Origin of the sequence: Rhizobium sullae (assembly GCF_900169785.1) — a bacterium.
Lineage (GTDB): Bacteria > Pseudomonadota > Alphaproteobacteria > Rhizobiales > Rhizobiaceae > Rhizobium > Rhizobium sullae.
In genome coordinates this window covers 72,110-90,985 of record NZ_FWER01000002.1, presented here as the reverse complement: position 1 = coordinate 90,985, position 18,876 = coordinate 72,110, and the positions used below count along the sequence as shown (strand labels likewise).

Here is an 18,876-nt window from a genome sequence, read left to right as displayed (position 1 = left end):
ATGCTCCCGCCATCGATAGCGACGGGAGGACGACATGGCGAAGAACGATCCGGGTTTCAATACGCTGGCAATCCATGCCGGCGCGCAGCCCGACCCTGCGACGGGGGCGCGGGCGACGCCGATCTACCAGACGACAGCCTTCATCTTCAACGATTCCGATCACGCCGCTTCGCTCTTCGGCCTACAGGCCTTCGGCAATATCTATACGCGCATCATGAACCCGACGCAGGCGGTATTGGAGGAGCGCGTGGCGGCCCTTGAGGGCGGCACCGCAGCGCTTGCCGTGGCGTCCGGTCATGCCGCGCAGGTCATCGTCTTTCATACGATCATGCGGCCGGGCGAGAATTTCGTCGCGGCAAGGCAGCTTTACGGCGGCTCGATCAATCAGTTCGGCAATGCCTTCGAGAATTTCGGCTGGCAGGTGCGCTGGGCCGATTCCGCCGATCCGGCAAGCTTCGAAAGCCAAATCGACGAGAAGACGCGGGCGATCTTCATCGAGAGCCTTGCCAATCCGGGCGGCACCTTCGTCGATATCTCCGCGATCGCCGAGGTGGCGCACAGACGCGGCCTACCGCTGATCGTCGACAATACGATGGCGACGCCTTACCTCATCCGGCCGATCGAGCATGGCGCCGATATCATCGTGCATTCGCTGACGAAGTTCCTCGGCGGTCATGGCAATTCCATGGGCGGCATCATCGTCGACGGCGGCACCTTCGATTGGTCGAAGTCCGGCAACTATCCGATGCTGTCCACTCCGCGCCCGGAATATAACGGCATGGTGCTGCATTCGACCTTCGGCAATTTCGCCTTCGCGATCGCCGCCCGCGTGCTCGGCCTGCGCGATCTCGGTCCAGCTATCTCGCCCTTCAATGCGTTCCTGATCCTCACCGGCATTGAAACGCTGCCGCTCAGGATGCAGCGCCACAGCGACAATGCGCTTGCTGTCGCCAAATGGCTGAAGGCGCATAGCAAGATTGCCTGGGTGAATTATGCCGGGCTCGAAGACGATCCGAACCATACCCTGCAGAGCCGCTATTCGCCGAAGGGCGCCGGCTCCGTCTTCACCTTCGGCGTCAAGGGCGGCTACGACGCGGGCAAGGCCCTGGTGGAAGGGCTGGAGCTCTTCTCCCACCTCGCAAATATCGGCGACACGCGCTCGTTGGTGATACACCCGGCCTCCACCACCCATCGCCAGCTGACCGACGAACAGAAGACCGCCGCCGGCGCCGGCCCCGATGTCGTCCGCCTCTCGATCGGCATTGAGGACGTCAAGGATATCATCGCCGACCTCGAACAGTCGCTTTCGAAGGTGTGAGGGTTCCATGGCAAACCACATCATCCTCGGCATAGACGGCACCGAACCCGAATTTGGCGCGCCGGATGCGGACCGTATCATTTCCGGCGACCCGCAATTTCGCACCTGGAATCTGGAGGAGGCCGAAGGCGGCCTCTATGCGGGCGTCTGGGAGGCGACGCCCGGCAAGTGGCGGATTTCCTATGACGAGTGGGAATATTTCAGCGTGCTCTCCGGCCATTCGATCGTGACCGAGGACGGCGGTGAGCCGGTGCATCTGAAAGCAGGCGACCGGATGATCCTGAAGCCAGGCTTCAAGGGAATCTGGGAAGTTGTTGAAACCACTCGTAAAGACTATGTGATCCGGGTTTAGAGCGCAGAGCTTCGGTCAGTCCTTTTCAGGGCCGGCGGCTAACTTCTTTGCAGAGTCTGGCGAAGCGATGCGGTATCGCATCGCGCAGCGCTGCCGATTCCCCTCGCGCCAATGCGCCGCTTCCCATCGTTCGACGCAAATCTCAACCTCGCTCGACGCGGCTTCCTGAAGCAATATTGCGGCGCGTTTCTACCAAAGCGAGTTACTTACAAAGTATTACTGAAATTGGCTGATGGCAAATCGCGTCGGTCGTTATATTACATTTGACTAATTTATTGTTGGGTCGCTTTCCAATATTGAACATCGTCCGGCCCGATCTTCGCGCCTGGCGGTTTCGTCCATGCTTCTTTCTTCAGGCATTCAATCAACACGTTTTAGGAGAGCGACATGCCTCTGCGGGAGGAAGCATGCAAAGGAAAACGCCGTATCGCCGCGAAATTGATTCCCGGCCTTTTGCTTTCCGTTGCTATTTGCGCCGCCGCCGAGGCCGGTGAGCGTGTGGATATGCAGCTCGTGATCGCAGCTGACGTATCGACGTCAATGGATGCGGAGGAAAAAGCGCTGCAGCAGCGGGGCTTCGTCGAAGCGTTCCGGCGCCCGGAAATCATCGAAGCGATCACAGCAGGTAGGAATGGCCGGATCGCCGTCACTTATGTCGAATGGGGCGGCGACGAGCAGCGAAGGCTGGTCATTCCATGGACCATCATCACGAATGAGATGGATTCCTGGCTGTTTTCGCTGAAGCTTGAGGTGAATTCACCGGCAAAGATACACCGGGGCACATCGATCAGCAGCATGCTTTCCTATGCCGATTATCTGATCCGCTCCAGCGGCTATAAGGCGACGCGCTCGCTCATCAACATCTCCGGCGACGGCGTCAACAACAAGGGGCGCGATGTCGCGCCCGTCCGCGGCGGCGTGCTTGCCGGCGGCATCACCATCAATGCCTTGCCCGTTGTATATGGCGGATTACAGGGTGTTGACGAGGAAGCCATATCGCCCGAAAGCCTGCTGGCCTATTTCCGCCGCGAGGTGATCGGCGGCCCGGGCGCCTTTGCGGAGCCGGTTGCAGCTCCCGAACAATATTCATCGGCGATCTACCGGAAGCTTCTGCGCGAAATTTCCAACATGAGCGAAATCGCAGCGATCACGAACCGGGTGCCGCATCGCTGAAGTTCTGGAGGACAATCGTCACCAGTCGAGGTCCAGCCGGTCCAGTCCATGGAAGTGGTAGACGTCCTTCACAGCCGGTGTCTTCGCCATTCTGAGCCCCGGCAGGCGCGCGAAGAGAATCGGCAGGACGACGTTGAGTTCGAGCCGTGCCAGCGGCGCGCCGATGCAGAAATGGATGCCGGCCCCGAAGGAGAGGTTCGGCGCCTCGTTGCGGTCGGGCTTGAAGCTCAAAGGATCGGTGAATTTACCCGGGTCGAGATTGGCGGCGGCAAGGATCAGGCTCACCTTGTCGCCCCGCTTGAAGGAGATGCCGTCGATCTCGACGGGCTCCAGGGCCCAGCGCTGGAAGATATGGACCGGCGCGCAGATGCGCAGCGTTTCCTCGACCGTCCGCTCCGTCGCCGCTTCGTCCTTGAACAGTTCGGCGGGATCGCAGCCGCTTTCCAGGATGACCCGTACCGAATTGCCGATCTGGTGCACGGTCGCTTCGTGGCCGGCATTGAGGAGCACGATCGTCGTCGAGACCAGCTCTTCATCGGTCAGATACTGGCCCTTGTGCTCGGTGTGGATCATATGCGTCAGCAGATCGTCGCGCGGGTTGGCGCGGCGCTCGGCGATCACCGTCTTCACGTAATCGGAAAATTCTCTTGCCGCTCCCTCGGCGCCGACCTCGTCCTCGCGCGTGCGGCCGAAAAGGTACATACGGATATAGGCATGCGACCAAGCAAGAAGCTGCGGTCCCATGTCTTCCGGAATGCCGATCATCCGGGCGATCATCGTGACCGGGATGACGTCGGCGAAGGCGGAAAGCAATTCGACCTCGCGCTTGTCCTCGAAGCCGTCTATGAGCCTATTCGCGAGTTCGGCAAGCTCCGGCTTCATCTTCTCGACATGCCGCGAGACGAAGGCGCGGTTGACCAGGGTGCGCAGGCGCGTGTGCTCCGGCGGCTCGAGTTCGAGCAACGAGTAGCGCTCGGCGAGATCGAAATTCGCCAGATGCTCTTCTGGCTCGGCAAGGCCAAGCTCTTCGCGTGTCGCGATGTGCAGAATCTGGCGGCCGAAGCGCCGGTCGCGTAGCAACCCGTTCACATGGTCGTAGCCGGTGAAGAACCACTGCTTCTGCTGTTCCCAATAGAAGGTCGGACAATGGCTGTGCAGCGCCGCATAGACGGCGTTCGGATTGCCGTAGAAAGTCCGATTGCCGCTGTCGAGGGACACGCGGCGGGTGGCTGGATCGATCGAGAAAAAAGGCGCTATCATCATGTTCCGAGGCTTAGCGGATTTGCCCGGCCCCGAAAAGACCGATCGGAAGGTCAGACGGCGCGCGACAGCGAGCCCATCCTGCGAAGCGCGTCGACCTGGTCATCGACCGTCGGGACCAGCTCGCCGGCGTTCTTGTCCATTTCCGCCGGCGCGGGGGCGGCAGTCTCTTCCGCGCCGAAAACGACGCTGCAGTTCCGGCCCGCGCCCTTTGCCGCGTAGAGCGCGCGGTCGGCTGCGGAAATCAGCCTGTCCATATTGGCTTCGGCCGCAGAGCTGAGCGCAATGCCGATGCTGACGGTGGCCGGAACGATCGCCTCGCCGGTTGCGACCGGCACGCGGCCGAATTCGGCGCGGATCGATTCAGCAAGCGCTTCTGCTTCCGTCTGGTCGGCAACGATCGTGAAGGCCGCGAATTCCTCGCCGCCCATGCGGCCGAAGACGTTGTTCGGAACGAACTGGCGCGCGGTCCTCGCGAAAGCGGAAAGAACGACGTCGCCTGCCTGGTGGCCGAAACGGTCGTTGACGCGTTTGAAATGATCGAGATCGAAAAGCAGAACGGCGATCTGACGCTTGTCATCGAAGGCTCGCTGACGAAAGGCGTCGAATTGGGCGAAGAGGCCGCGGCGGTTCCAGACGCCGGTGAGCGAATCCGTGAGGCTCAAGGCGCGCAAATGCCTTTCCGAACGTTCCATAATCAAGCGGCAGGTGAATGCGAAGGCGATGGTCAGCAGGAAGGCGCTCGCCATGGCGGCTGCGCCGCTGTAATTGGTTGCTTCCACGTCGCTCGGCAAGGTCACGGCCATCGTAAAAGCAATAGCAAAGCATAGACATGCCTGGATGACGAAGACGGCGGCAAGCTTACCGCGTGTCGGCTCCCGGCGTATGCCGGCGCTGCAGACGGCCGTGGCAAGGCCGGTGGCCCCGGTCGCTGAGGCAAGATTGTAGAGGATGACACGGTTGCCGTAATCGTCGTTGACCCATGGCAGGTAGACGCCGGCAAGCCACACGGCAGGCGGCAGCAACGCCCACCATTCGATCTTCCGGCGGTCGAGCGCCATGAAACCCGCAACCCAGGCGCTCTGTCCAAGCAACGCAGTCGCGTTGCCAGCCTCGATCGACAGGATATCGGGGATTTGGCCGCGCAGCGCGATCATGGCGAAACCGGTACCGCTCAGGAAGAATCCGAGGCCCCAATAAAGATAGGCCTTGCTGCGGACGTTATGGCGCCAGGCCATGAACAGCAACAAAGCAAGCGTCATGGCTTCCGAACACCAGATCGATAATCCTGTAGCGACATTAAACACGGCAACACCCCTTAGATGCAGGCATTCTCACTGCCGAAGTTCGACAGCCCATTAATTCCGGGGCCTCCGCTGCCCTATATTCGCCATTAGGCTTTCCGCAAGGTAAACGCCCGAAGGTCGATGCGAATGTGTTTAGAATTCCTTCATCCTGTCGCTGAGAAAAGCTGTGAGGGCGCTTGCCGGCCTCTCGCACTCCGGCGGCGGGCGGGAATAGGGCTGTTATGAAGTGCATTCTGCCTTCGGGCCGTTTCTTTAACGTTATCCTTATGCGTGCCTTGAAGAGGAGGGCAGTGACACTCTATGTAGGGATGATACATTTTCTTTGATTCCCGGCTGCCGCCGGCAAGACCTTGACAAAGGACGCACATGAGAAACCCAGTCGATACCGCTATGGCCCTCGTGCCGATGGTCGTGGAACAGACCAATCGCGGTGAACGCTCCTACGACATCTTTTCGCGCCTGCTGAAGGAACGCATCATCTTCCTGACGGGTACTGTCGAGGACCAGATGGCAACGCTCGTTTGCGCCCAGCTTCTCTTCCTCGAGGCCGAAAACCCGAAGAAGGAAATCGCGCTCTACATCAATTCGCCGGGCGGCGTCGTGAGTGCCGGCATGGCCATCTATGACACGATGCAGTTCATCAAGCCGGCGGTTTCGACGCTTTGCATCGGCCAAGCCGCTTCGATGGGTTCACTGCTTCTGGCGGCCGGCCACAAGGACATGCGCTTTGCGACGCCGAACGCCCGTATCATGGTTCACCAGCCCTCCGGCGGCTTTCAGGGCCAGGCGTCCGACATCGAACGCCATGCCAAGGACATCCTGAAGATGAAGCGCCGCCTGAACGAGGTCTACGTGAAGCATACGGGCCGCACCTACGAGGAAGTCGAAAAGACCCTCGACCGCGACCACTTCATGGATGCCGACGAGGCTCAGATCTGGGGCGTGATCGACAAGGTTCTGACCTCGCGCATCGAAATCGAAGGCGAGACGGCCTAGTAATTAATAGGGATGGTGTTTTTGCCGCCACAGTTCTATCCCATTTGTGATTGAACAAGGGGTTTAATGCGGTAGCGAAGGCGCTAATAGTAACTATTAATGCTATGTTTGATTTTTTATGACATAGCATTCGGCATTCGAAGGGGAGTTCGTTGCCGCCGGAACCCGGGCATGATTGGTTGGGTACCGGTTCTTACCCCTTAAAGCCTTGGCCGGCTGATGCTCCGGTGGGAGCAGGCCGGCGGGCCATTGAGTGGACCGCAATTTCACCTTGAAATGCGGCGTGCTGGAAGGAAAGTGATATGAGCAAGGTCAGCGGCAGCAACGGCGGCGACTCCAAGAATACCCTGTATTGTTCGTTCTGCGGAAAGAGCCAGCACGAAGTCCGGAAACTGATTGCGGGACCGACCGTCTTCATCTGCGATGAATGCGTCGAGCTTTGCATGGACATTATCCGCGAGGAAAACAAATCCTCGATGGTCAAGTCCCGCGACGGCGTTCCCACGCCGCAGGACATCATCAAGGTTCTCGATGAATACGTCATCGGTCAGCGGCAGGCGAAGAAGATCCTGTCGGTTGCTGTCCACAACCATTACAAGCGCCTGGCGCACGCCACCAAGAACAGCGAAGTCGAGCTGGCGAAGTCGAACATCATGTTGGTCGGCCCGACCGGCTGCGGCAAGACCTATCTCGCCCAGACGCTCGCCCGCATCATCGACGTTCCCTTCACGATGGCCGATGCAACGACGCTGACGGAAGCCGGCTATGTCGGCGAAGACGTCGAAAACATCATCCTGAAGCTTCTGCAATCTGCGGACTACAATGTCGAGCGCGCACAGCGCGGCATCGTCTACATCGACGAAGTCGACAAAATCTCCCGCAAGTCCGACAACCCGTCGATCACCCGCGACGTGTCAGGCGAAGGCGTGCAGCAGGCGCTTCTGAAGATTATGGAAGGCACGGTCGCTTCCGTACCGCCGCAGGGCGGGCGCAAGCATCCCCAGCAGGAATTCCTGCAGGTCGACACGACGAACATCCTGTTCATCTGCGGCGGCGCCTTCGCAGGCCTCGACAAGATCATCTCTGCCCGCGGCGAAAAGACCTCGATCGGCTTCGGCGCGTCCGTCAAGGCCCCGGATGACCGGCGCGTCGGCGAAGTGCTGCGCGAACTCGAGCCGGAAGATCTGGTCAAGTTCGGCCTCATCCCGGAATTCATCGGCCGTCTGCCGGTTCTCGCAACGCTCGAAGACCTCGATGAGGATGCTCTGATCCAGATACTGTCCGAGCCGAAGAACGCGCTCATCAAGCAGTATCAGCGCCTGTTCGAGATGGAGGACGTGGAATTGAACTTCCACGAAGACGCGCTTCGCGAAATCGCCCGCAAGGCGATCATCCGCAAGACCGGCGCCCGTGGCCTCCGTTCGATCATGGAAAAGATCCTGCTCGACACGATGTTCGAATTGCCGACGCTCGAAGGTGTCCGCGAGGTTGTCATCTCCGAGGAGGTCGTGCGCGGCTCTGCCCGTCCGCTTTACATTTATGCGGACCGTCAGGAGGAAAAGGCAAACGCCTCGGCCTGATGCCGGTCCTCGTATGGTTAGATTTAGGGGCTTGCCGAAGGCAGGCCCCTTTCTATTTGAAAAATCGTGCACGGTCCTGTTAATAATGGCTGGCAAGACTGGGAAAACGCTGTTGCTGACGTTGCGGAATGTGCCGTCCTTGGCGATGATGGAATGATTCCATAGCGGGTTTTCCGGCCTTGTGCTTTAGGCGGTTCGGAAGCGGTAAGCACCGATCCAGTTATGCGCTTCATTGTACCTGCGTTCTATTGTAATAAAGCTGTCACAACCGGGGAACGCGGGCGTTAGCGTGGCTTGAAATGCTTAGTCAGAACCTCCACTTGTAGCCCCAAGTGAGAGTGCCGGCCGGTCGCATGGCCGCGCCAGAGAGCCCGGAAACGGGACGATGGAAAGGAAATAAAAATGACGAAGAAAACGTCTGTAGCGAACAGCACTGCCTATCCTGTTTTGCCCCTGCGCGACATCGTGGTCTTCCCCCATATGATCGTGCCGCTGTTCGTCGGACGGGAAAAGTCGATCCGTGCGCTTGAAGAGGTCATGGGTTCCGACAAGCAGATCATGCTCGTCACCCAGATCAACGCCAGCGATGATGATCCGGATCCTTCCGCAATTCATAATGTCGGCACGGTTGCCAATGTTCTGCAACTCCTGAAGCTACCTGACGGCACCGTAAAGGTTCTTGTCGAAGGCCGCGCCCGTGCCGAGATCGATGCCTATACCAGCCGCGAGGATTTCTACGAAGCGCTCGGCCATGTGCTTGAAGAACCACATGACGATGCGGTCGAACTGGAAGCGCTCTCGCGCTCCGTCGTTTCGGAGTTCGAAAGCTATGTGAAGCTCAACAAGAAGATTTCGCCTGAAGTGGTGGGCGCAGCCAGCCAGATCGACGATTATTCCAAGCTCGCCGATACGGTCGCCTCGCACCTGTCGATCAAGATCACCGAGAAGCAGGAGATGCTGGAAACCACCAGCGTCAAGGCACGCCTGGAAAAGGCGCTCGGCTTCATGGAAGGCGAGATTTCGGTCCTGCAGGTCGAAAAGCGCATCCGCTCGCGCGTCAAGCGCCAGATGGAAAAGACCCAGCGCGAATACTACCTGAACGAACAGATGAAGGCGATCCAGAAGGAGCTCGGCGACGGCGAAGAGGGTCGCGACGAGATGGCCGAACTGGAAGAGCGCATCTCCAAGACCAAGCTTTCCAAGGAAGCCCGTGAAAAGGCCGACGCGGAGCTGAAGAAGCTGCGTCAGATGAGCCCGATGTCTGCTGAGGCGACGGTCGTCCGCAACTATCTCGACTGGCTGCTCGGCATTCCGTGGGGCAAGAAGTCGAAGATCAAGTCTGACCTCAACCATGCTGAACAGATCCTCGAGGCCGATCATTTCGGCCTGGACAAAGTCAAGGAGCGGATCGTCGAGTATCTCGCCGTGCAGGCGCGTGCGACTAAGCTCAAGGGCCCGATCCTGTGCCTCGTCGGTCCTCCGGGCGTCGGCAAGACATCGCTCGCCCAGTCGATCGCCAAGGCGACCGGCCGTGAGTATGTCCGCATGGCGCTCGGCGGAGTGCGCGACGAAGCCGAAATCCGCGGTCACCGCCGCACCTACATCGGCTCGATGCCCGGCAAGGTCATCCAGTCGATGAAGAAGGCGAAGAAGTCCAACCCGCTCTTTCTGCTCGACGAGATCGACAAGATGGGCATGGATTTCCGCGGCGACCCGTCCTCGGCCCTGCTTGAAGTGCTCGACCCGGCCCAGAACATGACCTTCATGGATCACTACCTGGAAGTCGAATACGACCTGTCGGACGTGATGTTCATCACGACGGCGAATACGCTGAACATTCCTGCGCCCCTGATGGACCGCATGGAGATCATCCGTATCGCCGGCTATACCGAAGACGAAAAGCGCGAGATTGCCAAGCGGCACCTGCTGCCGAAGGCCATTAAGGAGCATGCGCTGCAGCCAGAAGAGTTTTCGGTCAGCGACGGCGCCCTGATGGCGATCAGCCAGCAGTACACCCGCGAGGCTGGTGTCCGTAACTTCGAACGCGAACTGATGAAGCTCGCCCGCAAGGCGGTGACCGAGATCATCAAGGGCAAGGCGAAGTCCGTTCACGTCACAGCCGAAAACATCGATGACTATCTGGGTGTTCCTCGCTTCCGCCATGGTGAGGCCGAGCGCGAGGATCAGGTCGGCGTCGTCACCGGTCTTGCCTGGACGGAAGTCGGCGGTGAGCTGCTGACGATCGAAGGCGTGATGATGCCGGGCAAGGGTCGCATGACGGTCACCGGCAACCTGAAGGAAGTCATGAAGGAATCGATTTCGGCGGCGGCATCCTATGTCCGCTCGCGCGCCGTCGATTTCGGCATCGAGCCGCCGCGCTTCGACAAGAGCGACATCCACGTGCACGTGCCGGAAGGTGCCACTCCGAAGGATGGTCCGTCGGCGGGTGTCGCCATGGCAACCGCGATCGTCTCGATCATGACCGGCATTCCGGTCAACAAGGATGTCGCCATGACCGGCGAGATCACCCTTCGCGGCCGCGTTCTGCCGATCGGCGGTCTGAAGGAAAAGCTGCTCGCGGCGCTTCGCGGCGGCATCAAGAAGGTGCTGATCCCGGAAGAAAACGCCAAGGATCTGGCGGAGATTCCGGACAACGTGAAGAACAACATGGAGATCATCCCGGTATCCCGCATGGGCGAGGTGATCAAGCATGCGCTGGTTCGCAGGCCCGAGCCGATCGAATGGGATGGAACGGTTGAAACGCCGGTCATCGCGACGGTCGAGGGCCTCGATGAGACAGGTGCAGCCATCGCTCATTGAGCGCTGTCTGCCACATTTATGTCAAAATGCTGCAAAACTCGGAAAAGGCTGGCTTAAAACGCCAGCCTTTTTTGTGAAAACGTCACAGAGCCGCTTGCTTTTCCTTGATTTGCAGGGCTTTTGGGTTGCGGCGGGCCTGATGAAACCTATTCTGTGCCTGGCTTACAGATTGAGTCGTTTCGAACCATTGAAAGGGGTGGAAACATGAACAAGAATGAACTCGTGTCCGCAGTTGCCGAAAAGGCTGGCCTCACCAAGGCTGACGCTGCTTCTGCTGTCGACGCTGTTTTCGACGTTGTCCAGGGTGAACTGAAGAATAAGGGCGACATTCGTCTCGCCGGCTTCGGCAGCTTCACCGTTTCTCATCGCGCTGCCACCAAGGGCCGCAACCCGTCCACGGGCGCTGAAGTCAATATTCCGGCTCGCAACGTGCCGAAATTCACGCCCGGCAAGGGCCTGAAGGACGCTGTCAACGGCTAATGAGATTTGCTTGGCCGCCGGATAACGAGACCGGCAGTCCAGGTTTGGAAGGGTTCGGCGAAAGCCGGACCCTTTTCGATTTTCTGCAGGATCTTGCAGGGCTCTCAAGTTTCACTTACGGCTTTTCTGTTCTCAGGGCGGGGTGAAAGTCCCCACCGGCGGTAAGGGTCTCTGCCCGAGCCCGCGAGCGCCTTCCTTGCTCAGTGCGGAAGGGTCAGCAGATCCGGTGCGATGCCGGAGCCGACGGTTACAGTCCGGATGAAAGAGAATGATCGCAGGCACGAAGGGCAGGGAACTGCCGGCGGTGTTGTTGCGCTCATGCGTCCTGATTTGTGTTGGTCCTTTTGTTCTGGATGAATGACATGAATCAGACTTCCCTCAGCATTTCCAGGTCGCGTGCCATGGCGGGTGCCGCCTGGATGGTGCTCGCCGGCGTGGCCTTCTCGATCCTCAATGTCGTCACGCAATCGTTGACGATGACGCTTGCCTTCCCGGCCGCTTCCGCCGCCTTTTGGCAATATGCCTTCGCGCTCGTCTTCTCGCTGCCGTTCCTTTATCGCGTCGGCTTCTCGGCGATGCGCACCAATTATCCCTGGCGCCATATCGTGCGCGTCGCTTTTGCCGCCCTCGGCGTCGAAGCCTGGGTCTCTGGTCTCGCCTCCGTGCCGATCTGGCAGGCGATCGCGCTGGTGATGACCTCGCCGTTCTTCATCATCCTCGGTGCGCGTCTCTTCCTCGGGGAACGCGTCGGCCCGGCGCGCTGGGCGGCAACGGCCGCCGGCTTTGCCGGCGCGATGATCATCTTGCAGCCCTGGTCGGACAGTTTCACCTGGGCGGCCCTGCTGCCGGTGCTTTCGGCGCTGCTTTGGGGCGCAGCCTCGCTGATCACGAAGAACCTCACGGGAATCGAGCGGCCCGAAACCATAACGGCCTGGCTGCTGGTGCTGCTGACGCCCATCAATGGCGGGCTTGCCTTGGCGGCTGGCTTCGAGGTGCCGATGGATATCACGCTTGGGCTCTTCATGTTTGCCGGCCTGCTGACCGTGCTCGCGCAGTATTTTCTCACACTTGCCTATGCGGTGGCCGACGCTGCCTATGTGCAGCCCTTCGACGACCTCAAGCTGCCGCTCAACGTCTTTGCGGGCTGGCTCGTCTTCGGTTATGCGCCCACAGGCTATCTATGGCTCGGCGCCGCACTGATCCTCTGCGCCTCGCTTTTTATCATGCGCAACGAACTCAGCCGCGAGCGAACGGCAACATAGACAAGGCAGTGCAAAACGCGCTACCTGTCATGCGTCTGTCATCGCCGTGCCGCAAAAATCCCACGTTTCGAATATTCGACACGTGGGGATTTCATGACCATTTCATCGCGCAAAGCAGCGCTGGCTGCCGCTCTTCTCGCATCCGTTGCTTTTCCGGCTGCTGCGGAGCCTGTTTTCAATCGTATCGCGTCCTTCCCGGTTGCCGCAAACCTGCCCGCCGGCAAGGACAAGCTTTCCACAACCTCCGCCGAAATCATCACCGCCACCGATGATGGCAAGACTCTGATTTACAGCGACAGCCCGCTCGGCGCGATAGGCTTCGTCGACATCACTGATGCCAAGGCCCCGAAGGCCGGCGGGGCGCTGATGATGGACGGAGAACCGACCTCCGTTACGTCGGCAGCCGGCAAGGCGCTCGTCGCCGTCAACACCGGCGAGAGCAAGCAGAAGCCCTCCGGCCGTCTCGTAATCGTCGACGTTGCCACCAAGAAGATCGAGAACACCTGCGATCTCGGCGGCCAGCCGGATTCGATCGCGCTCAACAAGGACAAGACGCTCGGCACGATCGCCATCGAAAACGAGCGTGACGAAGACGTCAACGACGGCAAGATCCCGCAGATGCCGGCAGGCGATCTCGTGATCTTCCAGGTCAAAGACGGTACGGTCGATTGCGGTACGATCAAGCACATTGCGCTGACCGGCCTCTCCGCCGTCGCCCCCGAGGACCCGGAGCCCGAATTCGTTTCCTTCAACAGCCAGGACGAGATCGCCCTGACGCTGCAGGAAAACAACGAGATCGTCATCATCGACGCCAAGACCGCTCAGGTGAAGACACATTTCTCCGCCGGCAGCACGGACCTTGCCGGTATCGACACGAAGAAGGACGGCGCGCTGAAGTTTGCTGGCGAGCTGAAGGGCGTGCTGCGCGAACCCGACGCCGTGAAGTGGCTGGACGGCAACCGTCTCATCGTCGCCAACGAAGGCGATTATGAAGGCGGCTCGCGCGGCTTCACGATCTTCGACAAGACCGGCAGGGTTCTCTACGAATCCGGCAGCTCCTTCGAGCGTGCCGTTGCCGATCTCGGCCACTATCCGGACGGCCGCTCAGGGTCGAAGGGCGTCGAGCCGGAAGGCCTGGAAGCCGCGACCTTCGGCGGCCAGCAGTATTTCTTCGTGCTTGCCGAGCGCGCTTCAGTTGTCGGCGTGTACAAGGATACCGGTGCCGATCCGGAACTCTCGCAGATCCTTCCCTCGGGCGTTTCGCCGGAAGGCGCCGTAGCCATTCCCTCGCGCAACCTCTTTGCGACAGCCAACGAAGTTGATCTCGGCGAGGATGGCGGCCCGCGCTCGCATGTCATGATCTACGAGCTTGCCGAAGGCGAGAAGGCCTACCCGCAGATCGTCGCGGCCGAGAAGGATAGCAATCCGGTCGGCTTTGCCGCTCTTTCGGGCCTTGCGGCCGTTCCGGAAAAGCCCGGTAAGCTCTTTGCGGTCAGCGACAGCGTGCTCGGCATGCAGCCGACGATCTACACGATCGATGCGACGCAAAGGCCCGCCGTCATCACCGAAACGCTGACGGTCAAGCGTGACGGTGCTGCCGCCCAGAAGCTCGACATCGAGGGCATCGCCGTCGACGAGAAGGGCTGGTTCTGGCTCGCGTCAGAAGGCAACAGCGATAAGCTGCTGCCGCACGCCCTCTACCACGTCAATCCGAAGGGCGAGATCAAGGCCGAGGTCGCCCTTCCGAAGGAACTGACTGCCAACGAAATCCGCTACGGTTTCGAAGGTGTGACGATCATCGGCTCCGGCGATGATGCAACGCTCTGGATGGCCATTCAGCGCGAATGGAAGGACGACGAGAAGGGCTTCGTGAAGCTCGTGTCCTACAATCCGAAGAGCAAGGAATGGGGCGCCGTGCGCTACCCGCTCGACAAGTCCGAAAACGGCTGGGTCGGTCTTTCGGAAATCTCCGCTCGTGGCGACAATGTCTACATCATCGAGCGCGACAACCTCGTCGGCGATGCCGCAAAGCTGAAGAAGCTCTACAAGGTGGCGATCACCGATCTCAAGCCCGCCGAGCTCGGCGGCGAGCTTCCGGCCGTCAAGAAGACCGAAGCCTACGACTTCCTGAACGAGCTGAAGTCCGCCACCAACGGCTACGTGCTCGACAAGATCGAAGGCTTCACCTTCGACGCCGGCGGCAAGGCTTATGCCGTCACCGATAACGACGGCGTCAGCGATTCTTCGGGCGAAACGTTGTTCTTCCCGGTCGATCTGGTCGGCACGAACTAAGGTCTCCGGATCGAACCGAAATTGCCGGGGTCAAATCCCGGCAGTTTCTGTTTCCGAAAGGATACACTTACCAGCGCTGATGCACATGCGGGGCGATCAACCGCTCGTAGATCTCGCGGATCGCCTCCATGGCATCGTGGGAGAGCGGCGCGAGATCGGCAGCCGCAGCGTTGGCCCTTGCCTGTTCGGCGTTGCGTGCGCCGGGGATGGCCACGGTGACGGCGTCGTTCATCAGGATCCAGCGAAGCGCGAAGGCGGCCATGGTGGCGCCCTGCGGCACCAGCTTGCGCACTTCCTCGACCGCCTGCAGGCCGACCTCGAAGGGAACGCCTGCGAAGGTTTCACCGACATCGAAGGCCTCGCCGTGGCGGTTGAAATTGCGGTGGTCGTCGCTGGCGAACTTGGTGTTGCGGGTGATCTTGCCGGAAAGCAGGCCGCTTGCGAGCGGGACGCGGGCGATCACCGCGACGTTCCTGCGGCGGGCTTCCTGGAAGAACAGACGATCGGGACGCTGACGGAACATGTTGTAGATGATCTGGATGCTTTCAACGCCGGGAAACTCGATCGCCTTCAGGCCTTCCTCCACCGTCGAAACGCTGACGCCGTAGCCCTTGATCTTGCCGGCCTTCTGCAACTCGTTAAGACCCTCGAACACTTCGGGCCGGTAGAGAACTTCCGTCGGAGGGCAGTGGAGCTGGACAAGGTCGAGGCTGTCGACCTGCAGGTTCCTCAGACTACGGTCGATGAAGCCTTCGAGATTGGCCTTCGTATAGCCGTCGGCGACATGCGGATTCAGCCTTCGGCCCGCTTTGGTGGCGACCATCGGGCGCGTGCCGCTACGGCTCTTCAGAACATCGGCGACGATCTTCTCAGACCGGCCGTCGCCATAAACGTCGGCCGTGTCGATGAAGGTCATGCCGGCGTCGAGCGCGGCATTGAGTGCTGCCCGGCCGTCAGCCTCGCTGACATCTCCCCAGGAACCGCCGATCTGCCATGCGCCGAACCCGACATTGGTGATTGAAAACGGCATGCGGCCGAAAGAATGCTGTTTCACGGGGAATCCTCCATTCGCTGAAAAGCTCGCGCGGCAACTATCAGCCGGGCAGGGGTCGGGCAAGCACCCGCAGGGGGAGGAGATAGGGCGTCTCGCTGCACTTCAAATGAGCGGATCGATAACCTACTTACCTATGAGCACGCCGGATCAAACAAAAGAGGCAAACACCATGGACATCAAGAGGGCCGGTTCCCGGCCATCGGCGAAGGCTTCGGCGGACTATTTCGCCGGCACTGTGCGGCTTGATCCGCTGATCGAAGCGCCGGATCCGGCCCGCGTGAGGGTTGTGCATGTGACATTCGAGCCGGGCGCGCGTACCGCATGGCACACGCATCCTCTGGGGCAAACCCTGATCGTCACGTCCGGCAAAGGTCTCGTGCAGAGCTGGGGCGACGAAATTCGCGAAATCCGGCCGGGCGACACCGTCTGGTTCGCGCCCGGCGAGAAGCACTGGCATGGTGCCACCCTGGAAACAGCGATGACGCACATCGCCATCCAGGAATCGCTGAACGGCAACGTTGCGGACTGGATGGAGCAGGTCAGCGACGAGCAATATGCCGGAAAGGCGTGAGGCGGCTTCAGACAACAGGAAAATGCACCGGAAGTCCTGTCAATGCTAAGCTCCTGCGCGGCGGCCCGAGTTCGCTTTGAAAACAATTTCCGGACTGTCATGGTTTTGTCTCCAAAGCTGCTTGACACTCAAATGCTAACCCCTTAGTTAGCCGCTCATCGAAGCGGCCAGTCCGCTTTGACAAGGATGCGAAAGCCTCCGGATTGCTTGAAATGAAGTGCGGGTGTAGCTCAGTCGGTTAGAGTGCCGGCCTGTCACGCCGGAGGTCGCGGGTTCGAGCCCCGTCACTCGCGCCANGGGTGTAGCTCAGTCGGTTAGAGTGCCGGCCTGTCACGCCGGAGGTCGCGGGTTCGAGCCCCGTCACTCGCGCCATTTCGAGGTTTTCGGTCTTTCCTTCGCCATGCGCGGGTGTAGCTCAGTCGGTTAGAGTGCCGGCCTGTCACGCCGGAGGTCGCGGGTTCGAGCCCCGTCACTCGCGCNGGGTGTAGCTCAGTCGGTTAGAGTGCCGGCCTGTCACGCCGGAGGTCGCGGGTTCGAGCCCCGTCACTCGCGCCATTCTTTTCTCCGAGCTATGCAGTTTTTGGTTGGCTGCCATGCAGCCTCTCGCAACTTGTGCGTATTTGTCGCGACATCGTTGCATCTGCTTGATAATGTCGCATCCTCACAGGTGGAATTGGCGTTCTAAAAGTCTTGCGCCCTGGCTCCGGCTGCGCTAACCACGGCTTGTTGCAACGCACGTTCGCTTGCCGGGCATTTGCCCGTTGCGCTGCCTGGCGCATCCGGCAAGCAGGGATGAACATGATGACTGAACTGCTCAGTTCCTATATTCCGATCGCTATCTTCATCGGCATTGCCCTCGTTATCGGCCTGGCGCTTCTGATTGCGCCGTTTGCCGTGGCCTTCAAGGCGCCCGATTCGGAAAAGCTTTCCGCATACGAATGCGGCTTCAACGCCTTCGATGATGCCCGCATGAAGTTCGACATCCGCTTCTATCTCGTGTCGATTCTCTTCATCATCTTCGACCTCGAAGTTGCCTTCCTCTTCCCCTGGGCCGTTTCGTTCGGCGCTATCGGCTGGTTCGGCTTCTGGTCCATGATGGTCTTCTTAGCTGTGCTGACCGTCGGCTTTATCTATGAATGGAAGAAGGGAGCCCTGGAATGGCAGTGACCTCCGCAAGCGCCCACACGCTCGTGGCGCCGCAGCCGAAGGGGATCATCGATCCCGCAACCGGCAAGCCGATCGGCAGCAACGACGCGTTCTTCGGCGAGATCAACAACGAGCTCGCCGACAAGGGTTTTCTCGTCACCTCGACCGATGAACTGATCAACTGGGCCCGTACCGGCTCGCTGATGTGGATGACCTTCGGTCTTGCCTGCTGCGCCGTCGAGATGATGCAGCTCTCCATGCCGCGCTACGATGTCGAGCGTTTCGGTTTTGCGCCGCGTGCCTCGCCGCGTCAGTCGGACGTGATGATTGTCGCCGGCACGCTGACCAACAAGATGGCGCCCGCGCTCCGCAAGGTTTACGACCAGATGCCGGAGCCGCGTTACGTCATCTCGATGGGCTCCTGCGCCAACGGAGGCGGCTACTACCACTATTCCTACTCGGTGGTGCGCGGCTGCGACCGCGTCGTACCGATCGACATCTATGTGCCGGGCTGTCCCCCCACGGCCGAAGCGCTCCTTTACGGCGTGCTTCTGCTGCAGAAGAAGATCCGGCGCACCGGCACGATCGAACGGTAAGGGTTGAGGACAAGAACTATGAGCGAAGCCCTCACTGAGCTTTCGTCCTATCTCTCGGAAGCGCGTGGCAACCTGATTGCCGCCTCGCAGCTGAAGTACGGCGAGCTTACGCTGACGACGACGGGTGAAAACCTGATCGCGCTTTTGACCTTCCTGCGCGACGACGCCAGATGCGATTTCGTCAACCTGACGGACATCTGCGGCGTCGACTGGCCGCAGCGCGAGCTGCGTTTCGACGTCGTCTATCATTTTCTGTCGCCGAAGCAGAACCAACGCATCCGCGTGAAGGTCGCGACTGACGAGGATACGCCGGTGCCGTCCGCATGCTCCGTCTATCCCGGCGCCGACTGGTTCGAGCGCGAGGTCTGGGACATGTACGGCGTGCTCTTCACGGGCCATCCGGATCTCCGCCGCATCTTGACCGACTACGGTTTCGAAGGCCATCCGCTGCGCAAGGACTTCCCGACGACCGGCTTCGTGGAGGTCCGCTACGACGATGCGGCAAAGCGCGTCGTTTACGAACCGGTGGAACTGAAGCAGGAATTCCGCAACTTCGATTTCATGTCGCCCTGGGAAGGCACCGATTACGTGCTGCCGGGGGATGAGAAGGCGAAGCAGTAGAGATAGGCAAGGGTCCCTGAAGGAGTTGGAAACGCATTTGATACTTTC

General features: G+C 60.1%; 17 protein-coding genes, 2 tRNA genes and 1 riboswitch. Of the genes, 16 read left to right on the top strand and 3 right to left on the bottom strand.

Annotated features, from left to right (window positions below; all coding sequences use genetic code 11):
* Nucleotides 1-34 precede the first annotated feature (34 nt).
* From BN1800_RS02240 to BN1800_RS02230, 3 genes are all read left to right on the top strand, one after another.
* Entirely contained in the window at nt 35-1,318 is a 1,284-nt protein-coding gene (locus BN1800_RS02240; RefSeq protein WP_027508517.1) for an O-acetylhomoserine aminocarboxypropyltransferase, read from the top strand.
* 7 nt (nt 1,319-1,325) lie between these two features.
* Entirely contained in the window at nt 1,326-1,670 is a 345-nt protein-coding gene (locus BN1800_RS02235) for a cupin domain-containing protein (RefSeq protein WP_086994063.1), read from the top strand.
* 387 nt (nt 1,671-2,057) lie between these two features.
* On the top strand, nt 2,058-2,843 hold the full coding sequence (locus tag BN1800_RS02230) for a DUF1194 domain-containing protein (RefSeq protein WP_086994060.1): 786 nt from the start codon (nt 2,058-2,060) through the stop codon (nt 2,841-2,843).
* 18 nt (nt 2,844-2,861) lie between these two features.
* Here BN1800_RS02230 and BN1800_RS02225 read toward each other — a convergent pair whose 3' ends face one another.
* A complete protein-coding gene (locus BN1800_RS02225; protein ID WP_086994057.1) occupies nt 2,862-4,106 on the bottom strand; it encodes a cytochrome P450 in 1,245 nt (414 codons plus the stop codon).
* A gap of 50 nt (nt 4,107-4,156) precedes the next feature.
* The gene (locus tag BN1800_RS02220) at nt 4,157-5,410 is read right to left on the bottom strand and encodes a GGDEF domain-containing protein (protein ID WP_086994054.1); all 1,254 of its coding nucleotides are present in this window, start codon (nt 5,408-5,410) and stop codon (nt 4,157-4,159) included.
* A 366-nt stretch (nt 5,411-5,776) separates the two neighbouring features.
* Here BN1800_RS02220 and BN1800_RS02215 point away from each other — a divergent pair, with 366 nt between their 5' ends.
* The 7 genes from BN1800_RS02215 (at nt 5,777) to BN1800_RS02190 (ending at nt 14,840) form a co-directional block, all read left to right on the top strand.
* Nucleotides 5,777-6,406, top strand: coding sequence for an ATP-dependent Clp protease proteolytic subunit (locus BN1800_RS02215; protein ID WP_086994051.1), 630 nt, complete (start codon nt 5,777-5,779; stop codon nt 6,404-6,406).
* Between the two features lie 302 nt (nt 6,407-6,708).
* A complete protein-coding gene (clpX, locus tag BN1800_RS02210) occupies nt 6,709-7,986 on the top strand; it encodes an ATP-dependent Clp protease ATP-binding subunit ClpX (protein ID WP_027508522.1) in 1,278 nt (425 codons plus the stop codon).
* A 402-nt stretch (nt 7,987-8,388) separates the two neighbouring features.
* On the top strand, nt 8,389-10,806 hold the full coding sequence (gene lon / locus BN1800_RS02205) for an endopeptidase La (protein WP_086994048.1): 2,418 nt from the start codon (nt 8,389-8,391) through the stop codon (nt 10,804-10,806).
* Nucleotides 10,778-11,014, top strand: coding sequence for a hypothetical protein (locus BN1800_RS40115; RefSeq protein WP_132561580.1), 237 nt, complete (start codon nt 10,778-10,780; stop codon nt 11,012-11,014). The genes lon and BN1800_RS40115 overlap by 29 nt, the downstream gene beginning before the upstream one ends.
* Nucleotides 11,011-11,286 carry a DNA-binding protein HupB gene (gene hupB / locus BN1800_RS02200; protein ID WP_027508524.1) on the top strand — a complete coding sequence of 92 codons (276 nt, stop codon included), beginning with the start codon at nt 11,011-11,013 and terminating at the stop codon, nt 11,284-11,286. Before BN1800_RS40115 ends, hupB begins: the two co-directional genes overlap by 4 nt.
* A 124-nt stretch (nt 11,287-11,410) precedes the next feature.
* Nucleotides 11,411-11,560: riboswitch (FMN riboswitch) on the top strand.
* A gap of 88 nt (nt 11,561-11,648) precedes the next feature.
* The gene (locus tag BN1800_RS02195) at nt 11,649-12,548 is read left to right on the top strand and encodes a DMT family transporter (RefSeq protein ID WP_086994046.1); all 900 of its coding nucleotides are present in this window, start codon (nt 11,649-11,651) and stop codon (nt 12,546-12,548) included.
* Between the two features lie 93 nt (nt 12,549-12,641).
* Nucleotides 12,642-14,840: an esterase-like activity of phytase family protein gene (locus BN1800_RS02190; protein ID WP_086994043.1), complete on the top strand. Its 2,199-nt coding sequence runs from the start codon at nt 12,642-12,644 to the stop codon at nt 14,838-14,840.
* A gap of 67 nt (nt 14,841-14,907) precedes the next feature.
* Here the strand turns inward: BN1800_RS02190 and BN1800_RS02185 are convergent, their stop codons facing one another.
* Complete coding sequence (locus tag BN1800_RS02185) at nt 14,908-15,894, bottom strand: aldo/keto reductase (RefSeq protein WP_027508527.1); 987 nt, start codon at nt 15,892-15,894, stop codon at nt 14,908-14,910.
* Nucleotides 15,895-16,063: 169 nt separating this feature from the next.
* Here BN1800_RS02185 and BN1800_RS02180 point away from each other — a divergent pair, with 169 nt between their 5' ends.
* The 6 genes from BN1800_RS02180 to BN1800_RS02145 all read left to right on the top strand — a co-directional run bounded on the left by BN1800_RS02180 (nt 16,064) and on the right by BN1800_RS02145 (nt 18,828).
* A complete protein-coding gene (locus BN1800_RS02180) occupies nt 16,064-16,465 on the top strand; it encodes a (R)-mandelonitrile lyase (protein WP_086994040.1) in 402 nt (133 codons plus the stop codon).
* 219 nt (nt 16,466-16,684) lie between these two features.
* Nucleotides 16,685-16,761: transfer RNA gene (locus BN1800_RS02175), tRNA-Asp, on the top strand.
* A gap of 108 nt (nt 16,762-16,869) precedes the next feature.
* A tRNA-Asp gene (locus BN1800_RS02165) sits at nt 16,870-16,943 on the top strand.
* Between the two features lie 323 nt (nt 16,944-17,266).
* The gene (locus BN1800_RS02155) at nt 17,267-17,632 is read left to right on the top strand and encodes an NADH-quinone oxidoreductase subunit A (RefSeq protein ID WP_027508529.1); all 366 of its coding nucleotides are present in this window, start codon (nt 17,267-17,269) and stop codon (nt 17,630-17,632) included.
* Nucleotides 17,623-18,207, top strand: a complete 585-nt coding sequence (locus tag BN1800_RS02150; protein WP_027508530.1) for a NuoB/complex I 20 kDa subunit family protein — start codon at nt 17,623-17,625, stop codon at nt 18,205-18,207. Before BN1800_RS02155 ends, BN1800_RS02150 begins: the two co-directional genes overlap by 10 nt.
* A gap of 18 nt (nt 18,208-18,225) precedes the next feature.
* Nucleotides 18,226-18,828, top strand: a complete 603-nt coding sequence (locus BN1800_RS02145; RefSeq protein ID WP_027508531.1) for an NADH-quinone oxidoreductase subunit C — start codon at nt 18,226-18,228, stop codon at nt 18,826-18,828.
* Nucleotides 18,829-18,876: the final 48 nt, after the last annotated feature.

Bases quoted from the DNA above. Each gene is read 5' to 3' on its own strand.
- BN1800_RS02240 (WP_027508517.1), top strand. From the start codon at position 35: ATGGCGAAGAACGATCCGGGTTTCAATACGCTGGCAATCCATGCCGGC.
- BN1800_RS02235 (WP_086994063.1), top strand. From the start codon at position 1,326: ATGGCAAACCACATCATCCTCGGCATAGACGGCACCGAACCCGAATTT.
- BN1800_RS02230 (WP_086994060.1), top strand. From the start codon at position 2,058: ATGCCTCTGCGGGAGGAAGCATGCAAAGGAAAACGCCGTATCGCCGCG.
- BN1800_RS02225 (WP_086994057.1), bottom strand. From the start codon at position 4,106: ATGATGATAGCGCCTTTTTTCTCGATCGATCCAGCCACCCGCCGCGTG.
- BN1800_RS02215 (WP_086994051.1), top strand. From the start codon at position 5,777: ATGAGAAACCCAGTCGATACCGCTATGGCCCTCGTGCCGATGGTCGTG.
- clpX (WP_027508522.1), top strand. From the start codon at position 6,709: ATGAGCAAGGTCAGCGGCAGCAACGGCGGCGACTCCAAGAATACCCTG.
- lon (WP_086994048.1), top strand. From the start codon at position 8,389: ATGACGAAGAAAACGTCTGTAGCGAACAGCACTGCCTATCCTGTTTTG.
- BN1800_RS40115 (WP_132561580.1), top strand. From the start codon at position 10,778: ATGAGACAGGTGCAGCCATCGCTCATTGAGCGCTGTCTGCCACATTTA.
- hupB (WP_027508524.1), top strand. From the start codon at position 11,011: ATGAACAAGAATGAACTCGTGTCCGCAGTTGCCGAAAAGGCTGGCCTC.
- BN1800_RS02195 (WP_086994046.1), top strand. From the start codon at position 11,649: ATGAATCAGACTTCCCTCAGCATTTCCAGGTCGCGTGCCATGGCGGGT.
- BN1800_RS02190 (WP_086994043.1), top strand. From the start codon at position 12,642: ATGACCATTTCATCGCGCAAAGCAGCGCTGGCTGCCGCTCTTCTCGCA.
- BN1800_RS02180 (WP_086994040.1), top strand. From the start codon at position 16,064: ATGGACATCAAGAGGGCCGGTTCCCGGCCATCGGCGAAGGCTTCGGCG.
- BN1800_RS02155 (WP_027508529.1), top strand. From the start codon at position 17,267: ATGACTGAACTGCTCAGTTCCTATATTCCGATCGCTATCTTCATCGGC.
- BN1800_RS02150 (WP_027508530.1), top strand. From the start codon at position 17,623: ATGGCAGTGACCTCCGCAAGCGCCCACACGCTCGTGGCGCCGCAGCCG.
- BN1800_RS02145 (WP_027508531.1), top strand. From the start codon at position 18,226: ATGAGCGAAGCCCTCACTGAGCTTTCGTCCTATCTCTCGGAAGCGCGT.